The sequence below is a fragment of the Paenibacillus sp. ACRSA genome, from assembly GCF_022346845.1.
Classification (GTDB): Bacteria; Bacillota; Bacilli; order Paenibacillales; family Paenibacillaceae; genus Paenibacillus.
The window spans coordinates 39,929-58,627 of record NZ_JAKRNP010000003.1; the positions used below are offsets into that span (position 1 = coordinate 39,929).

The 18,699-nt window shown below is 46.2% G+C and carries 13 protein-coding genes; 7 read left to right on the top strand and 6 right to left on the bottom strand.

The features are described 5' to 3' along the window. Positions 1-36 precede the first annotated feature (36 nt). Positions 37-1,188, bottom strand: a complete 1,152-nt coding sequence (locus MH215_RS09805) for a M23 family metallopeptidase (protein ID WP_239289949.1) — start codon at positions 1,186-1,188, stop codon at positions 37-39. 216 nt (positions 1,189-1,404) lie between these two features. On the opposite strand from MH215_RS09805, the gene MH215_RS09810 reads away from it, so the two are divergent. From MH215_RS09810 to thrS, 3 genes are all read left to right on the top strand, one after another. Continuing rightward, positions 1,405-2,172: a response regulator transcription factor gene (locus MH215_RS09810; protein ID WP_239289950.1), complete on the top strand. Its 768-nt coding sequence runs from the start codon at positions 1,405-1,407 to the stop codon at positions 2,170-2,172. Further along, a complete protein-coding gene (locus tag MH215_RS09815) occupies positions 2,169-3,947 on the top strand; it encodes a sensor histidine kinase (RefSeq protein WP_239289951.1) in 1,779 nt (592 codons plus the stop codon). The genes MH215_RS09810 and MH215_RS09815 overlap by 4 nt, the downstream gene beginning before the upstream one ends. A 689-nt stretch (positions 3,948-4,636) precedes the next feature. Then, a complete protein-coding gene (gene thrS / locus MH215_RS09820; protein ID WP_239289952.1) occupies positions 4,637-6,616 on the top strand; it encodes a threonine--tRNA ligase in 1,980 nt (659 codons plus the stop codon). A 44-nt stretch (positions 6,617-6,660) separates the two neighbouring features. Here thrS and MH215_RS09825 read toward each other — a convergent pair whose 3' ends face one another. Then, a complete protein-coding gene (locus tag MH215_RS09825; RefSeq protein ID WP_239290791.1) occupies positions 6,661-7,548 on the bottom strand; it encodes an SDR family oxidoreductase in 888 nt (295 codons plus the stop codon). A 416-nt stretch (positions 7,549-7,964) separates the two neighbouring features. Between MH215_RS09825 and MH215_RS09830 the strand changes: the two genes are divergently transcribed. Continuing rightward, the gene (locus MH215_RS09830) at positions 7,965-8,528 is read left to right on the top strand and encodes a hypothetical protein (RefSeq protein WP_239289954.1); all 564 of its coding nucleotides are present in this window, start codon (positions 7,965-7,967) and stop codon (positions 8,526-8,528) included. A gap of 101 nt (positions 8,529-8,629) precedes the next feature. Then, complete coding sequence (locus MH215_RS09835) at positions 8,630-9,361, top strand: MBL fold metallo-hydrolase (protein ID WP_239289956.1); 732 nt, start codon at positions 8,630-8,632, stop codon at positions 9,359-9,361. Between the two features lie 280 nt (positions 9,362-9,641). Here MH215_RS09835 and MH215_RS09840 read toward each other — a convergent pair whose 3' ends face one another. Next, positions 9,642-10,856 carry a PQQ-dependent sugar dehydrogenase gene (locus MH215_RS09840; RefSeq protein WP_239289958.1) on the bottom strand — a complete coding sequence of 405 codons (1,215 nt, stop codon included), beginning with the start codon at positions 10,854-10,856 and terminating at the stop codon, positions 9,642-9,644. Positions 10,857-11,164: 308 nt separating this feature from the next. Here MH215_RS09840 and MH215_RS09845 point away from each other — a divergent pair, with 308 nt between their 5' ends. After that, positions 11,165-12,259 (top strand): M24 family metallopeptidase, encoded by a 1,095-nt coding sequence (locus tag MH215_RS09845; RefSeq protein ID WP_239289960.1) that lies wholly within the window; start codon positions 11,165-11,167, stop codon positions 12,257-12,259. 186 nt (positions 12,260-12,445) lie between these two features. On the opposite strand, the gene MH215_RS09850 is transcribed toward MH215_RS09845, so the two are convergent. Further along, positions 12,446-13,129 carry a queuosine precursor transporter gene (locus tag MH215_RS09850; RefSeq protein WP_239289962.1) on the bottom strand — a complete coding sequence of 228 codons (684 nt, stop codon included), beginning with the start codon at positions 13,127-13,129 and terminating at the stop codon, positions 12,446-12,448. 301 nt (positions 13,130-13,430) lie between these two features. Next, on the bottom strand, positions 13,431-14,828 hold the full coding sequence (locus MH215_RS09855) for an L-cystine transporter (protein WP_056699415.1): 1,398 nt from the start codon (positions 14,826-14,828) through the stop codon (positions 13,431-13,433). A gap of 335 nt (positions 14,829-15,163) precedes the next feature. On the opposite strand from MH215_RS09855, the gene MH215_RS09860 reads away from it, so the two are divergent. Then, a complete protein-coding gene (locus MH215_RS09860; RefSeq protein ID WP_239289964.1) occupies positions 15,164-16,864 on the top strand; it encodes a methyl-accepting chemotaxis protein in 1,701 nt (566 codons plus the stop codon). A 209-nt stretch (positions 16,865-17,073) separates the two neighbouring features. On the opposite strand, the gene MH215_RS09865 is transcribed toward MH215_RS09860, so the two are convergent. Continuing rightward, on the bottom strand, positions 17,074-18,636 hold the full coding sequence (locus tag MH215_RS09865; RefSeq protein ID WP_239290792.1) for a cobyric acid synthase: 1,563 nt from the start codon (positions 18,634-18,636) through the stop codon (positions 17,074-17,076). Positions 18,637-18,699 lie beyond the last annotated feature (63 nt).

Genomic DNA, 18,699 nt, shown 5'->3' on the forward strand with positions numbered 1-18,699 from the left:
CGAGATGCTCTAAGCCATTATGGGATGATGCAGAAACTACCTCGCTTGAATGGTGTTACCACGTGTTAACTGCTGACTCTGATCTGCCCAGCGAATGTTGATGGATCGGGACGTGAACAGATCAGCCCCATCAGATACTTGGAAATGCAAATGTGCTTCACTGGAGTTACCTGAGTTGCCTAACTCTCCAATGAGGTCGCCTTGCTTCACTTTACCCCCTTTCTTAACCGCTACACTCCCTTCCTTCAAATGCGCTGTAATGCTGTACTCCTCATTACCATGGTCAATGACTACGAAGTTACCGGCTGGTTCTTCCGCATTCATCACACCCGGTGTGTTATCCGGGAGATCATTTTTAATTTCCACGACAGTTCCGTCTGCTGCAGCGTAGAGCGGCTCACCAAAAGCATAGTAGTTTTCATTTTTGGTCGGATCATCTTGATAACTGAAACTGTCTTTCGTTCGAACGATATCAAGTGCATAGCGCTGAGTCTCATGCTCATAATGGTAGTTGGACAGAACATCATTGCCTCCCCAAAATACAAACCAGTCGCCCTTCATAGGAAACTGGAACTCCGTTTGGGTAAACTTGTTATCTGTATCCTCATGAGGTTTCAGAGCATGAATGGATAAACCTTCAATTTGTTTTTCTGAGAAATAAGCCCGAATAGCTTTCGTTCCAGTTGCATCCTTCCAGACACGTTCAGTTAAATTATTCATCTCGGCATCTACCACTTGATCTAACGTAGTTACCCCCTGCAAAAAACTGTCAGCAGATGATTTGAACTCCTCTAGCGATACCACTTCTTTCAGCTCAGGGCTCATCTGACTATAAATTTCATCCTTCGAACCATTCAACAATGTATCCAAGAAGTTATCTGGTGTGATCACCGCTTGCACCTCTGTTCCCGATTGTTCTTCAGCGCCCTCTTGCTTATCATTTTCTTCATTTCCAACTGCTGGAGTAGAATCAGATGTCTGCGCTGTGGACTGTTGCTCTGCCTGATTCGATGTCACGGAACTGCTACAAGCAGAGAGAATCATACAGGCTGCCAGTGACATCGCAAATAACTTCCAGCTCTTCTTCGACTGTGGTCTCACTTGTACAGCATTTTTGGATTTTGAATCTGCGGTTGATTCATCTTGCCGTTGCCTCATACGCTCAAATTCTTCATGTATCTTGTTCATTGTTCCACACCCCTTATTAAAATCGTATCTCTTGAAGTTAACTGTACACAATGAATCTTATCCTGCGTCTAACATATGCTTACACCTAACATAACTCTTTGACTTCCAAGGAACTCATAATTAAGATTCTGTTAAGATAGCGCATGCTCCAGATCAACGATCTTAGTGATATGATGAACTGAGCCAGACAGAAGCCTAAGGAGGTCACTTTCAAGCATGAATCACGTCTCATTACTCCTTGTAGATGATGAACAAGCCATACTACATATGCTCCGCACCGTTCTGCTGAAAGAGCAGTTTATTGATATCGATACCGTTACAACAGGTGAAGCAGCACTCGAAGCCTGCAAAAGTAAAACCTATCATTGCATCGTGCTGGATGTCATGCTTCCAGGGAAAAGCGGACTCGAAATCTGCCCATTTCTGCGCGAGGTAACCGATGCACCCATTCTGTTCCTCACCGCCAAAACAACGGATTATGACAAGTTAACTGGATTCGCTGTGGGCGGTGACGATTATGTCGTCAAACCCTTTAATCCACTCGAAGTCGTCGCCCGAATCAAGTCGCTACTCAAGCGTTACTTGCCTTCAAAAACAGCGAACTCCTCAAACACCTTAAACACAAAATATGACGCAAGTACGTCAAATTCAAGTCCACAAGAAGACATATATGATTTTGGACGATTTCAGGTGTTGGAACAGGCTGGAGAGCTACGAGTTGAGGGAATGACTGTTACCTGCCCGGCACTTGTATATCAGTTGCTGCTCTTTTTCTGTAAGCATCCCAATCGTATTTTTACCAAGTCTGAATTATATGAACGGGTCTGGGGATCGGAAGCCATTAGTGACGACAATACCGTTATGGTTCACATCCATCGCATTCGGGAACGAATTGAGGCCGACCCTTCCACTCCTGAGCTTCTAGTCAACGTACGAGGTCTCGGATACAAGCTCATTAAGCCTGAGCAGGTTCCACAATCATGAGCATTCGGCGCAGATTGATGACCCGATTTATCGGCATGCTCGCTGGCGCAGTTCTTTTGATTGTGATACTTGGATCAGCTGCGACATATTGGGTAGTGCAAAAGGTGAATGAAGTGAACCTCGTCGATGATTTTGCGACCACAGGTCTAGATCAATTAATTGATACCGCCAAAATCTCGTCTGATGGCACCGTTCACTATGCCCCCGATCTTCTGAAGCAGGTGGAGCAAAACCAAGGGTGGCTGCAAATGCTCGATGATAAAGGTAAGGTTATCGACGCCTTTCATACCCCCTCCGATATTCCGACTCACTATGCACCAGGAGAGCTAATTGCTTATTGGCAAGGAACTAAGCCATTTCCTTATCAGATCGTCATGATCATTCGAGAAAGAAACGGCATTGTTTTTACATTGATATATGGAGAACGCAGTGTTGCCAACCCCTTACTTAACCAGGTTCATCAGACTAGTACCTTTACCAACGGCAAGCTTGTCGTAGCGCCAGAACAACAAACGTCCATTCGCGAAGCCAAGGCCTACCTTCAGCTATTGGATTCCTCTGGTAAGGAGCTAGATTCCTATAATAAACCTACAATGGGTGTGCCGAGCGAATATAACATTCAGGATCTCGTTTTGCGTGCCCGCTACCCTAGCCGATATGGAGCATTCACATCTACTATGTATGATGAACAGACTGGAACGACCTGGATGATCAGTGTCCCTAGCGGTTTGTCAGCAGCGGAAGATGAGAGAGATCCCTATGCTTTTATTTGGGAGCCAGCACTGCTGGTATTGGTTCTGTCCGTAATCATGTTGTTAATCCTGCTGGCTCTCTGGTACGCCAATCGTTTTGGCTCCCCGATGTTGCACATGCTCCAATGGCTACAGCGGCTGGAAAAGGGACACTACGAAGAGCCTACTGGACTGAACGGCATACCTCGCAGTCAACGACGTAATGGCAAATGGAAGCGTAAATATCGTGTATACGCCGAAGTGTTACACTCGATGCAAATGTTATCCAGTACGCTGAAACAAGACGAGGAACTTCGCAAGCAAACGGAGTCTCTTCGCGAGGAATGGATTGCAGGCATCACGCATGATCTAAAGACACCTTTATCCTCTATACAGGGTTATGCCCACATGCTTGAAGCAGATAAATATAGCTGGTCCCCAGAGGAAGTACGGGAGTTCGCTGCAATCATGTTGGACAAATCGATGTATATGGATCGGTTGGTCAATGATCTTGCTATGACTTACCGCTTACGCAGTGGTAGATATCAACCCGACGTGGAACGAACTGACGTGAATACGCTACTTCATGATCTCGTGCTGCGCGCTGAACGCAATCCAGCCTATGGACAAGGTCGCATCCAGTTTCAACCGGCACCGACTCCTGTGTACGGGCAAGTGCACATCCCTTCATTTGAACGAATTGTAGATAATCTGACCGCCAATGCTCTGTTGCATAACCCTACAGACACCAAGCTCATCGTCAGCGTGCATGCTGGGCAACGAGATGGAGACTTCAGCATACAGTTTGCCGATAATGGGAGAGGTATGGATGCAAAGACGGTATGGAGGTTATTTGAACGTTATTATCGTGGAACCGATACGGGAACTCCTGATGTGGGATCCGGGCTAGGTATGGCTGTGACCAAGGGTCTGATTGAGGCGATGAAAGGTCGAATTGAAGTGCATTCCGTACCCGAGCAGGGCACACAGATTCGATTGATCTGGAACGGTATTTCACACGACTCTCAAAATAAAATCACTTGACCTTTGAATTTTCAATCTATATAATCGACACTCAAGTAACACCTGTTTCCCAAAAAATTGATATGGAGTCCTCCACATCGGACGGATCAACCTTATCATTTCGTATATTTGGCGATGACCAGAGACATGATTCCGCTTGCGTGCTGCCCAGAGAGAGAAGGGATTGGTGAAACCTTCTTCAGCGAACGAAACGGCGTTACCCCTCTGCAGCCGTGATCTCGAACCACCCTTTTAAGAGGTTGTTCAAAAAGTCCGCTTTTGATTACGAAGGATGCCCTAGCGGCATCTCAGCATCGAAGATGGGATTCAGCCGAAATAAGTGGGATGCTTACGAAGTTTGTTTCCTTCGGAAACAATGTAGTTGCTCACGTAGCTTAATCTACGCTCCGCTACTCCATTTCTATCTTCATCCCATCTTCTTGGTACTGAAAACCGACCTTTTTGAACACGCACTTTAAGCAACGAGTTCCTATTCGAATTCGGAGCTTACATGGGCCAGTAGAGTTCACCGCCTAATCCCCGTTAACGGATTCCAATGAGGGTTATGATGTTTCCTGTATCCGGCGGCTGGCCGAATAAGGATGGCTTCATAACCAAATTAGGGTGGAACCACGAGCTGAGCGCACTCGTCCCTTTTCCGGGACGGGTGTTTTTTGCGCTTCTAATTTGAGAATTGGAGTGTGGTTCACATGAATAATCAAGAACAGTTCAGTCTATCTAGCCAAGCAAAAGAAAATGATGCCAATCAACCAAATCAGCGCATCGAAGTCCGTCTCCCAGGCGGGGCCGTGCGGGATTACCATGCAGGCATTACTGTGGGAGAAGTCGCTTCGTCCATCCGTATAAGTCTGGGCAAGCAGGCTGTAGGAGGTATTGTGAATGGGCAACATGTCGATCTAGATCGACAGCTTGAAGAGAACTGCGAACTCATGATCGTTACACTCGAAAGTGAAGAAGGTCTTCACCGTTATCGTCACACAGCTGCACATGTTCTAGCTCAGGCAATCAAACGAATTTACGGTGCCGAGCACGTGAAACTTGGCATTGGTCCTGTCATTGCCGATGGATTCTATTACGATGTGGATCTGGAGCATGCCCTCTCCATTCATGATCTCGCGGTTATTGAACAGGAGATGCACAAGATTGTGCGGGAAAATTGGAAGATTAGTCGTCGCGTCGTTAACCGTGAACAGGCTCTTGAGATTTTTGCCGACATGCAGGATCCATATAAGCTGGAGTTGATTCACGATTTGCCCGCGGACGCAGAGATTTCGTTGTATGAACAAGGTGAGTTTCTCGATCTGTGCCGAGGTCCACATCTTCCGTCAACTGGCCGTATTAAAGCCTTCAAGCTGCTTCATGTAGCAGGCGCATACTGGCGTGGTAACTCGGACAATAAAATGCTTCAACGGATTTACGGTACTGCCTTTCCAAACCAAGCACAACTGGATGAGCATATGCACATGCTTGAAGAAGCGAAAAAACGAGATCATCGGAAACTAGGCAAAGAGCTGGAGCTCTTCATGTTCTCGGAGGAAGCACCCGGCATGCCGTTCTATCTACCCAAAGGCATGACTGTCCGCACTGAGCTGGAGAATTTCTCCCGTGAATTACAGCTACAAGAAGGATATCAGGAGGTTCGCACTCCGCTTATGATGAATAATCGGCTGTGGGAGCAATCTGGTCACTGGGAGCATTACAAAGACAATATGTACTTCTCCGAGGTGGACAATGCTACGTTTGCACTGAAACCGATGAACTGCCCAGGTCATATGCTAATCTTCAAAAACAAGCTTCATTCCTATCGCGAATTACCTATTCGCATGATGGAATTTGGTCAGGTTCATCGCCACGAATACTCGGGTGCGTTAAACGGCATGATGCGTGTACGGACATTCTGTCAGGATGATGCTCATCTGTATGTCATGCCTGAACAGATCGAAGAAGAGATTAACCGCGCAATCTCGTTGATTGGACGTATGTACGATATTTTCGGATTCGAATATAGCATCGAGCTATCCACACGACCGCAAGACTCCATGGGGTCAGAGGAATTATGGGATCAGGCAGAACGTGCACTGCAAAATGTTCTGGATCGGCGCGGAGTCAGCTACCGCATTAACGAAGGGGATGGCGCATTCTATGGCCCCAAAATTGATTTCCATATCCTTGATGCACTGAAACGCAGTTGGCAATGCGGCACAATCCAGCTTGATTTCCAAATGCCAGAGAAGTTCGATCTTACTTACATTGGTGAAGATCGTCTGAAGCACCGTCCGGTCGTCATTCACCGTGCAATCTACGGTTCCATTGACCGTTTTATCGGCATTCTTACTGAGCATTTTGCCGGTGCATTCCCTCTATGGCTTGCGCCCGTACAAGTGAAGCTGCTACCAATCTCAGACCATTACGCTGAGTATGCTCTAGAAGTTCAACAAGCGCTGCGAGCAGCAGGAATTCGCGTAGAGACAGACTTGCGTAACGAGAAGCTAGGGTACAAAATTCGTGAGGCTCAGATGGAGAAAGTGCCCTACTCCCTCGTCCTTGGTGAGAATGAGAAAAATGCCTCGTCAGCCTCTGTCCGTGCGTACGGTCAGGGCGATCAAGGCATTCAGCGGATAGACAATCTGATTCAACAAATTCATGAAGCTGTGCAAGCCAAAAGATAAAACATCCGACATGCTAGATTATCATGTAAACCAATGACAGGGCATTACAATTGATCGTTCGATCCAAGTCCTACTTGCTGCTCGCTCCACGTCCAGAATCGTTCAGCTACAGCATCGTCCGTGGCGTGGGCTTGCAATTTCTGTTCCTTCTGCTGGTAAAAGTACTTTCCGGTCACTCCTGCAACTTCAGGGCTGGTTGCTAAGTAGATTGCCGTTTTTGCCCCCTCTTCGGGGGTAAGAAAGAACGGGAGCTTGCCCACAATAGCCATAATACGGGTACCAAATCCCGTGTTCCGATCCACACCAATACTTGTGCCAACCGCACCAGGGTGCAGGCAGTTAACGGTTATTCGGCTATCGGCTACTTTGCGAGCCAGAATCCGAGTGAATAACACATTGGCGAGTTTGGACTGAGCATAGCCCTTGATCGGGTTATACCTTTTATGTAAATGTGGGTCTTCAAAGTGAATCTTGCCTGCTTTGTAGGCACCAGATGATACATTCACAATCCGTCCCTGCTGCGCACGCCGCAAAGGTGGAATCAGAAGAAGTGTCAGTAGGAAATGACCCAAATGGTTAATCCCTATACTTTGCTCAAAACCATCTGAGGTCTCCTTGCGCTTTACCATAACTACGCCGGCATTATTCATTAGCACATCCAGCATGTCATAACGCTCATTAAACGAATGGGCAAACTTGCGAATGCTGTCCAATGAACCGAGATCACACAGCATCAGTTCAATGGCAGTTGAGTTAGACTGACGGAGTGCTTCCTGAAGCGCCTCTTGTCCACGTTGCTCACTGCGGCATGCCATGATCACATGATAACCTTTTCGCGCAAGTTCTATCGTGGTCGCCAGCCCCATGCCGGAGTTCGCTCCCGTTACAATCGCGATAGGATTCTTCTTATGATCGGCGTTGGGATTGAGCATTGTATTGGACATTGAATCGGTCTCTGGCGTGGACATGGTATTGGAGATTATGTTGGACATCATAACACTTCCCTTCTTAAACTGAGGCTTGAATGAGTATGAACCTAAATGAGTAATGAGTTGACTTTTGAGCTAAAGAAGACAATGTGAGATAATAGAAGTGCGTGTTCAAAAAGGGCGGTTTTCAGTACCAAGAAGATGGGATGAAGATAGAAATGGAGTAGCAGAGCGTAGGCAAAACTACGTGAGCAACTACATTGTTTCCTACGGAAACAAGCTTCGTAAGCCTCCACTTATTTCGACTGAATCCCATATTCGATGCTGAGATGTCGCTAGGCATCCTTCGTAATCAAAAGCGGACTTTTTGAACAACCTCAAGAAGTATTACATCTGATCCTATAGGGAGGCTATGACTTATGCTAACCAAACAAAACTTCAAAAAACTGAAAAAAGAAGCTAAGCATGAGATCAAATGGATTGAACAAGAGTATGAACAGCTCCAGCAAAAGGATGCTTCAAGCCAGCTTAAGAAACATGACCTATGGGACGAGGAAGAGATCCATCGATTGACTTATGATCGTAAGGATCGAAAGTATGCTTCATGGACGATTGAACTATGCTCCATCATTGAACAATGGTTACTTCGCCTCTATGAACAAACCTATCAAAAAACATTCAATTCGGTTCAACTTATGAAAACTCCTGCATACCGCTCTTTATCTAATATCGAGATTCTTCAAGCCGAATTAAAAAGCCAACACATTGCTGTGAAATCTGGGACAGAGAATGATGATGACGAACTAGTCAAGGTATTCAAAGCAAGAAACAAACTAATTCATTCCAACTTTTCCTTCGCCTCAATCGTTGGGCAGGATAGCCATGCGGAACAAACGCTAGAGTGGATCTTGAATACCTTTAAACAATACAGAAAACACTTAAAGTACGAAATCCCCGTTCTTAGTAATGCGAAGACGGGATGAACTCACTACCTACATGTCATTCCGACTGTGTACATTTTCGGTACTGAATATAAGCAATATACTATTTAGGGAGGTGCTCCGGAACGACTCCGGTAACAAATATGAATATACAACCTATTGATATCACCATTCTTCATCTCAACATTCCTACACCCACTGGTAATAGTCCGATCTTTCCCGTGATGCTGCGTGATGAAGATGGAATTACTTTGGTGGATACAGGCATGATTGGACAGTTTGCCGAATTGCAATCTGCACTCGAAGAAGCGGGTGCGAAGCTTCATGAGCTTAAACGCATTATTATCACGCATCAGGATATCGACCATATCGGTAATCTTGGTGCCCTAGTTGAAGCTGTACCTGACGTCGAAATCTGGGCACATGCTGATGAAATCCCCTATCTTCAAGGGAAGCTTCCACTGATCAAGTTTACCCCTGAACGTAGAGCCATGCTAGCCCCACCTACATTGGAGCTAGCTGAGCAACTGCTCTCCGAGCTTCCTACGCTCCCCATCGCTCGCATTCTGGAAGATGGGGACATGTTGCCTTTACAAGGAGGCATCCAAGTCATTCATACACCAGGTCATACTCCTGGACATATCTGCTTGTACTTCCGCGAGAAGCAGTTTCTACTCGCAGCCGATGAGCTTCGTGTAGTTGATGACGAATTGGTAGGCCCCGCTCCTCCGGCAACGCCGGACATGCCTGAGGCACTGCGCAGCCTGAAACGATTAATCGGCTTGAAAATCGATACCGTCCTGTGTTACCACGGTGGTGAATACACCCAAGCCGCAAGTGAACGAGTGGCTGAACTCGCTGAGCTTGGTGAATAAGTTAACGGATACAGACAGTGCATCGTCATGCAGACGTTGACTTATCACCTGTAATGGCATCTCTCTACAGAGATGAAATAATGAATAAAGGGGATGTCCCATAAGTCATGAATATGACTGGGGACATCCCCTTTAGCATTATTTTGATGTAATGAATCTGACACACGCTATTCGCTCCCATTTCCCCAGATCTGAGATCTAATGAATCACAGAGGCGTTATTTCGTCGATTCATTCAATTTTTCAGGGTTTGAGACCTAGCAAGCCAATACCATATCGGGTTACTTCGCCTGATCCTGCGGGGTAAGCACGATGAGCTTATCATCACCATCACGTGGGGAGCCACGACCATCCCGATTGTTGGTTAGTACATAGATTTGTCCATCTGCTCCAGTCGTTACATTCCGAATGCGTCCCCATTCATCCTTGAACACTGGCTCTAATTTTTCCGCTTTAGTTCCATCCTCGGACAACGTAACTTTTAACAGTTGTTGACCGCGAAGATTAGCTACAAGCAGCGATCCCGCCCACGGCCCTTCCTCTATATAGGCAATACCCGAGGGAGCCCAGGTATCATCGCCACTGTGCGCGAGTGGTGCAACATAATCACTGTTCTGATGTTCATCTCCCTCGACTTCAGGCCAGCCGTAATTAGTGCCCGCTTCAATTCGATTGATCTCATCATTATTCCGCTGACCATGCTCCGTCGCATAGAGATAGCCGTTATTCGGATTCCACGCAAGACCCTGTGCATTACGATGTCCCATACTATATACAGGAGAATTAGGCCAAGGGTTATCCTCCGGGATCGAACCATCCAGACCAATTCGCAATATTTTACCGCCAATGCTACTCTCATCCTGTGCCAATTCAGGCTCATACCGATCACCTGATGTTATATAGAGCAGATTGTCCGGTCCGATCTTGATGCGCCCACCGTTATGATTCACACCGCCAGGGATATCACCAAGTAATTCCTTATCAATGACTGCTGTCCCATCACTCACCTTCAATCGTAATACACGATTCGCAATGTTATTGCCTTCAATGTACGAATGATAGGCATACAGATAGCCGTTATCCTCAAACTCCGGGTCAGCGGCAAGCCCTAATAACCCGCCCTCACCTTCCTCATTAAACGGTTCAGTAAATTCAATCAATGGCTCAGACAACAACTCGCCATCCTCAATGACCCGTATTGTACCCGGACGCTCGGTTACAAACATACGACCATCGGACACTTCGACCAATTCCCATGGAGCATTAAGCCCTTCTACCAGAACTGAAGTCTCATAAGGAACAACTGCATTCTCCTGTGCCTCATTTTCACTGCTCTCTACGTTAGTAGAACCGCCGTTAGCTGTCTGTCCCTGACCTCCACCTGCGCCCTGAGACGTGGGTTGCGATCCTGCGGAGCCATCACCCGAAGCACACGCAGTCAATAACGCAACGCTTAATAGCGAAGCATATAGAGGAACGCTTAATCGATTACTCATGTATACCTCTCCCTTCGAATTGGAATGAATGGATATGAGTCCATATTTAATGGAGTTACGGATATAACACAATCATGACCGTTAACTCTACGGCTTCAGACATAACAAGGTTTCGTCCTGTATTACCCGTTACCCGCCCCAATATGTACTCAAACGAAAAATCCGCCCTAATTCTCATTATTTAGAGATAGTCCGATTTCCTTACTTTCTTCTATATAAATGTTCTCATATACGCGTGCCTATGGAATTGGGAAGATTTAATTTATAATAGATTAGATGATATAGACAATTGAAAGGTGGACGTACCTATGACGAACCAAACACCCTTATCCCGCTTAGAAGCTAGCCTCTCTGTGCAAGGACTGGATGCCACGCTGATCACAGATCCTAAACATATCTACTACTTAACAGGATTCGCAAGTAACCCGCATGAACGTTTCCTTGGACTCGTACTCGCACGCGGCGAAGAACCTCTTCTAATTGTTCCTGCACTTGATGCCGATGCCGCAGCTGCTGCTTCTTCCGTTTCCAACATCGCGACACATACGGATACAGACAATCCATACACGCTATTGGAGCGTTACCAAGGACGTCTTGGTCGAGTCGGTTTGGAAAAGGAATACGTTACCGTTGCACGTTATGAGCAGTTAACCGCTGCTTTGGGCGGCACCCAATATGAAGATGTTGGTCCACTGCTGCGCTCCCTACGCGTGAAGAAAACGCCAGACGAGATTGCTCGAATTCGTCATGCTATTCATCTAATTGAGGAAGTTCTACGCCAAGGGCTTTCCCACGTTCGTACAGGTGTAACCGAGATTGAACTCGTTGCCGAGATGGAATATCAGATGAAGAAGCTGGGTGCAGACGGCCCTTCCTTCGACACGATGGTGCTCACTGGGCCACAAACGGGATTGCCACACGGTACACCGGGCGAACGTAAGCTTCAACATGGTGATCTGTTGATGTTTGATATGGGCGTATATGCTGGTGGATATGCTTCCGATATTACACGTACGTTTGCATTTGGAGATATCTCTCCTGAGCTGCGAACAATTTATAATACGGTACTGGCAGCGAATGAAGCCGCTATTCGAGCAGTCAAGCCTGGCGTAACCTGTGCAGAGATTGATCGTGCTGCGCGGCAAGTTACAGAAGATGCTGGCTACGGTGAACGCTTCATGCACCGCGTGGGTCATGGCCTCGGCATTGATGTTCACGAATATCCGTCATTGCATGGTCAGAATACAGATCTCTTGCAAGAAGGGACCGTATTCACTATTGAACCGGGTATTTATGTAACTGGAGCTGGCGGCGTGCGTATTGAGGATGATGTACTCGTAACAGAAACGGGTGTAGAAGTACTGACTTCATATCCTAAAGAACTGCAAATTTTGACTGACTAACATTCTTTATTCATCACCTCATCATACAGGAAATCCCGCCACACGATGATGGATCGCCACCTATCATGCAAAATGTCCCGCAAGTCCATGATGACATGGCTCTGCGGGACATTTTTAGTTTCGTCTATGAACATGCACGCATTCATTTACTTCTGGTAACCATCTGCACGTAGATTGTCTTCGAATCTAAGACTCATCCTTAAATTTAAAGTTACGCGCAGCATATAGGAACGGCGTTCCCACTGCAGTCAGTACAAATTTGATCACATAGGTAGTTAGGAAAATCTCAATCCACACATCCCATGGATAAATGAATGCAAACGCAATCGCAGTGAACACTAGCGTATCCACAAATGAACTGATAATCGAGCTTCCGTTCGTACGAATCCACAGCTGGTTGCGACCAGGTGTTATTTTGCGTAGCCAAGAGTACAAGCGTACATCCAGGAATTGACTAATAAAGTACGCTGACAGGCTTCCCAGTGCTAGATTTGGCAGTAGACCGAATATTTTCTCCATTGGCTTTTGAGCGAAGTCTGTAGACGCTGGGTCAAAGTACAACACCATCTGCATGAGTACAGTGGTCATAATTAACGTAAAGAAACCGAACCATACAGCTTTTCGCGCTTCCCCTGAACCGTACTTCTCATTAAGCAAGTCACTGGTAAGGTATAGACTTACATACATCGTGTTGCCTAGTGTCAACACAATCCCCATAATATCTATCGTTTTGGTCACCTGAATGTTGGCAATAACCGTTGCCACACCAATCCAAGCATATAGACCTTTTTTACCGAACAAGCGATAACACAACAAAAAGAAACCATAAGTGACGAGAACGAATAACGCTCCCCACCCTAAATTAAACATAAATACATACACTGCCTTCCTAGTTTTGATTACGCGGGATGGTTACGAACCGCGGTCTGGCACAGAGCCAAAACATGATTACTCTATCATATTTCCTGCCTATTGAACAGCACTAAATTACACCATGACTGCTAAGCTAAAAATGAACCGTTGGTGTACCTTCTGTTCTAATGTATCTCACATTAAAAACATTCAAGCTCAAAAAACCGCCCTCCGGGTTATCCGAAGGACGGTTCTCGTAATACTATCGTCGTGGTGCAATAGATGGCTGCTTAAGCCATTACTTCAGTGAGACTTTGGCTTATGCCTGAGCGGCACCATCCAGATCAGGCGTTGGGTTGCTGAAGGTATCCTGATCATTCTCTTTCAACAATTTACTGGAAACGAGACCTGATGTCATCGAACCATTGACGTTCAGCGCCGTACGACCCATGTCGATGAGCGGTTCAACGGAGATCAACAATCCTGCCAGAGCAACAGGCAGATTCATCGTGGACAACACGATCAGGGAAGCGAAGGTTGCCCCGCCACCTACACCGGCTACGCCGAATGAACTGATCATGACCACAAGGATCAGGGTAATAATGAAGTCCCAGCTAAGCGGATCGATGCCGACCGTAGGAGCAATCATAACGGCGAGCATGGCCGGATATATCCCGGCGCAGCCGTTTTGACCAATTGTAGCCCCGAAGCTTGCCGACAGATTCGCAATACCATCGGAGACGCCCAACTTCTTCGTCTGTGTCTCTACATTAAGCGGGATAGCCGCTGCACTGGAACGGGAAGTAAAGGCAAATACCAGTGTTGGCAGAACCTTCTTCACATAAGTGATCGGGTTGAAACCAAACAGAGCAATAATAATCAGATGAATAATGAACATGACGAACAACGCAACGTAGGACGCGATAACAAATTTAATGAGCTTCAATATCTCATCCGGATTGGTTGTCGCTGTGACCTTCGTGATCAATGCCAAAATACCATACGGCGTCAACCGAAGCACCAGCGTAACAATCCGCATAACTACGGCATACACCGCGTTCACCATTCCACGGAACGTTTCAGCCTGCTGTGGTTTTTTGCGATCCAAGCCAAGTACCGCTACACCGATAAATGCAGAGAAAATAACAACTGCCAATGTAGATGTACGACGTTCACCTGTCATATCTGCGAACGGGTTGGATGGAATAAATTCCAATACCTGCTGCGGAATCGTCTGATCTTTCACATCGACGAGACGTTCCTCCATCCGTTGACCTTGTGCTAGCTCCCGATCTCCTCCCTCAATCTCAATGGAAGTCAGGTTAAAGCTCAAGCTTGTTACGATACTCACACTTGCAGCGATTGCAGTTGTAATAAGAAGAATTGCAATGATGGATAGACTCATCTTACCTAGATTTTGCTTACCCTTCAGATTCATGATTGCCGAAATGATCGACACCATAATCAAAGGAATAACAACCATTTGTAGCAAACGAACATAGCCTGAACCGGCAAGGTTAAACCAATCGACTGACTTGGTAATAATATCAGAACCCGATGAATAGATCAGTTGAAGTATAACGCCGTATACTACCCCGATGCCCAAACCTGTAAATACACGCTTCGTAAAAGAGATGTGTTTCTTCTGCATCCAGAACAGGACACCCAGAAGAATGAGCATAACCACGACGTTCAAAATGATTAAAAATGTATCCACTACTGTAAATCCTCCTCTTAAATGTGCTTGCCGAAACCTCCGGCTTTCTATTTACTTATATTGTATTGAACAATATAACACATAACAAACTATTCCGGTAGGTATTAATTTAATATGTGTAATATGTATGTAAACTAATTGCGCATTTCTGAAAAAAACTGAGCGTTTTATGAAATTTGTTGTATTCAACCTCAGGTTAATTATGTAATATAGGTATATCCGCTTATTCCCAAGTTTTCTCAATGTAAAAATTAGGTCTTTCTTCGTTGATAGATAGGACTGATGAGTACGGAAAAGCGACTATGTTAATGAACTTGACGTGAAAGGATGATTTTATGTTTCGTAATCGCACGGTCGCTGGCAAAATCAGAGGAATGTTGTTCCTCGTATTGCTAGTTGCATCCCTGTTGTTTAGTATTAGTTTTTATGCAGTATCGATGAATATTATTAATAGTTATGTACTCCCGCAATTCGACAAGGTCTTAAACACGTCGATTCAGGATATATACAAAAACATCTCTTCCTCCAAAATTTCGCAAGTCGAAAGCGGCGGAGCCGGTTCCGATGGTGCTGCTCTAACGGTTGAATCCTACCTGGCTGAGAAAGCTAAGGAACATAGCTTGGATGCAGCTTACGTTGTTGCTATTCAAGACGGAAATGCCAAGATCGTAATTGCCAACAACGCCTCAGGTATGAAGGCTGGAGAAGAAATTGCAGTTGAATCTGCAATGAATACAGCTATTGAAACGAAAGCATTAGCTATTAGTGAAGTTTATTCCGACTCTTTTGGTGTACATAAGGCTGCATTTATACCTGTAGCAGGTAGCAATATGCTCATGGCCGTAAGCATGGATGCACAATTCATCCAGTCCAAGATTGCGCAAATTTTCTGGCTGTGCCTCGGTATTACAGCTCTGACCTTTGTACTTGGATGGCTGATCTCAACGAGTATGATTAAGCGAGTTACCCGTCCGATTATTTCACTCGTTCAACATAGTAAACAAATTTCGCAGGGCGATCTAACGACCCAGCTCCAGATTAAAGGTCAAGACGAAATTGCTCAACTCGCGACTAGCTTCCAGACGATGACTCATAATCTCAAAGAAATGATTAGTCGTGTTCTCTCCACCTCCGACGAAGTGGTTGAAGGTTCAAATGATCTGCTGAATCGGGTTGAATCCATGTCCAGTATGGTTAAGAACTCCAGTCAATCTGCCGAAGAAGCCGAGAAAGGCAGTGTAAGCATTGCCACAAGTGCTGCTGAGAATGCAAGAGCTATGGAGGAAATCACCCAGGGAATCATGCATATCGCTTCTTCTTCTGCTGAAGTGTCAGAGCAGATTGGTGAGGCGGCTAGTGAAGCTGTGAACGGTAATCGCCTGGCACAGAATGCTGTAGAGCAGATGGAACGTGTAGGCCAGACCGCAAGTGAATCCTTGCGTTATGTCGAAACGATGAATGAACGCTCCATCGCCATCGGTACCATCGTCACATCCATCTTCGAAATTACGAAACAGATCAATATGCTGTCGCTCAATGCTTCCATTGAAGCTGCACGTGCTGGGGAACATGGTCGTGGATTCGCGGTCGTTGCTGGAGAAGTTCGTAAGCTTGCGGAACAATCCAAGACAGCAACCGAGGAAATCTCGGATTATCTGAATACGATTCGCGAGGATGCCGAGCGTTCTGTTGATGCCATGAACCGGGTAACGCAAGAGATTGGCTCAGGTACTCATGTTGTTCAACAAGCAGGCTCAGCCTTCCAGCAATTGAATGAATTAATTCAGAATGTAAACTTAACGATCCAGACGGTATCAGCTTCCACGCAACAGGTATCTGCTGGGGCAGAACAAGTAAGTGCCTCTGTTGAAGAGACTGCACAGATTACGTCCAAGTCCCGTCAGAGCATGCAGGAGATTGCTTCCACCGCAGATCTGCAACTGAATGAGATGGATTCCCACTCTGGAACGGTTCGTCATTTGCATGAACAAGCGGTAGAGTTACAGGCTGCCATGAAGAAATTCAAAATTAACTAATCAAATGTACCATTAACCCATCGTTCTACGGTTTGAATCAATACTGAACGTAAAGGGAATGCTCACAATCTTCAACTGGCTGAACTCGGAGTCGCAACTAGATAGGAAAGTCCCCCATACACGGCAAGGTTCCTTTGATAAAGGATCAATGCCCGCATGGGGGACTTTTTTTGAATACTATTATATTCACCGTATTATTAAGTCACAGTCTACTGTGGAGTTTGCAGACCCATAATTTCATATATCCGCTCCAGATCCAGTGCAGAACGCAAGGATTCCGCTACGCGATCAAATTCCATTTCCTTACGCTCACGTGCACTGTACGTTTTAAGGAGAGGAGCAAGCCCTTTACTTTCCCGCAAACCGTTAAGCCAGGAACGCCGAAACTGATCGCTTTCAAACAATCCATGTAGATACGTTCCCCAAATCTTGCCATCCTGGGTTCCCCAACCTTCATCAAACGACTGTCCTCCTGGATGACGTATTTCAAATAAAGCCGACACACGCTCCGGTTCATGGCATTCCGTAACTCCCATATGAATCTCATAACCTTCAATGGGCAGCGGAGAAGCTGATTGACCAGGCAAATGGGCTCCATCTACTTCCTGGTGTAAACGAATTGGATGTTTAACCTGTACCCAACCCGAAGCTCTAACGGTCTGTTTGTTCTGTAGGAAGGCCGTGGATAGCGGCAGCATGCCCATGCCTCTTGCCTCCTGAACCTGATTCGCCTCAACGGCAAAAGGATCTTTAAGGTGCTGACCAAGCATCTGATAGCCTCCACAGATCCCTACGAGTTGCACATGCTCACGCTCGATATGACGGGCAATCGCTTGCTCCAAGCCTGATTCACGCAAGAATTCCAGATCACCTATAGTGTCCTTTGTCCCGGGTAATAGAATTGCATCTGGTGAACCAAGCTCCTCCGGTGAAGTAACGTACCTGATATTGACGTCGGGTTCCCGAGACAATGCATCGAAATCTGTAAAATTTGAAATTCGCGGATACCGGATCACGGCAAGATCCAATTCCTGTTGACCCGACTTACCATGACGCAGGGAATCCAAAACGACTGAATCTTCAGCTTCAATCTGTATATCTCTTATGTAAGGTAGCACGCCGAGTACTGGAATGCCTGTCCGTTCCTCCAACCAATCCAGTCCTGGCTGTAACAGGGACAGATCGCCCCGGAATTTGTTAATAATGAAACCTTTTACACGCTGTACCTCATGTGGCTCCAACAACTCAAGCGTACCTACAATGGAGGCAAATACGCCGCCGCGATCAATATCAGAGATCAGAATAACCGGTGCATCTGCCCATCCGGCCAGGTTCATATTAACAATATCCCGATCCTTTAGATTAATCTCTGCAGGGCTGCCTGCACCTTCCATTAGTACGACATCATAAGTAGACCGTAGACGATCCAATGCTTCCATCACGGTCTGCTTGGCCTCTGGCAGAAAATGCTGCCGATAGTCTGACGCGCTCATCTGAGCAAAGGGGACACCGTGTACGACAATCTGGGAGTGCATATCACGAACAGGCTTAATGAGGATTGGGTTCATGTCTGTCGTTGCCTCAATACCGCATGCCTCTGCCTGTGCTCCCTGCGCTCTACCTATTTCCTTACCGTCCTCTGTGACATAGGAATTCAGCGCCATATTCTGGGATTTAAACGGTGCAGGTCTGAAGCCGTCCTGTTTGAATATCCGGCATAGAGCCGTCGTTATTACACTTTTCCCTACATCCGATGCGGTTCCTTGCAGCATTAAGACTGCCGCTGTTTTCTGTACAGACGCACTGTCCACGATCCATCCCCCAGTCACCGATTA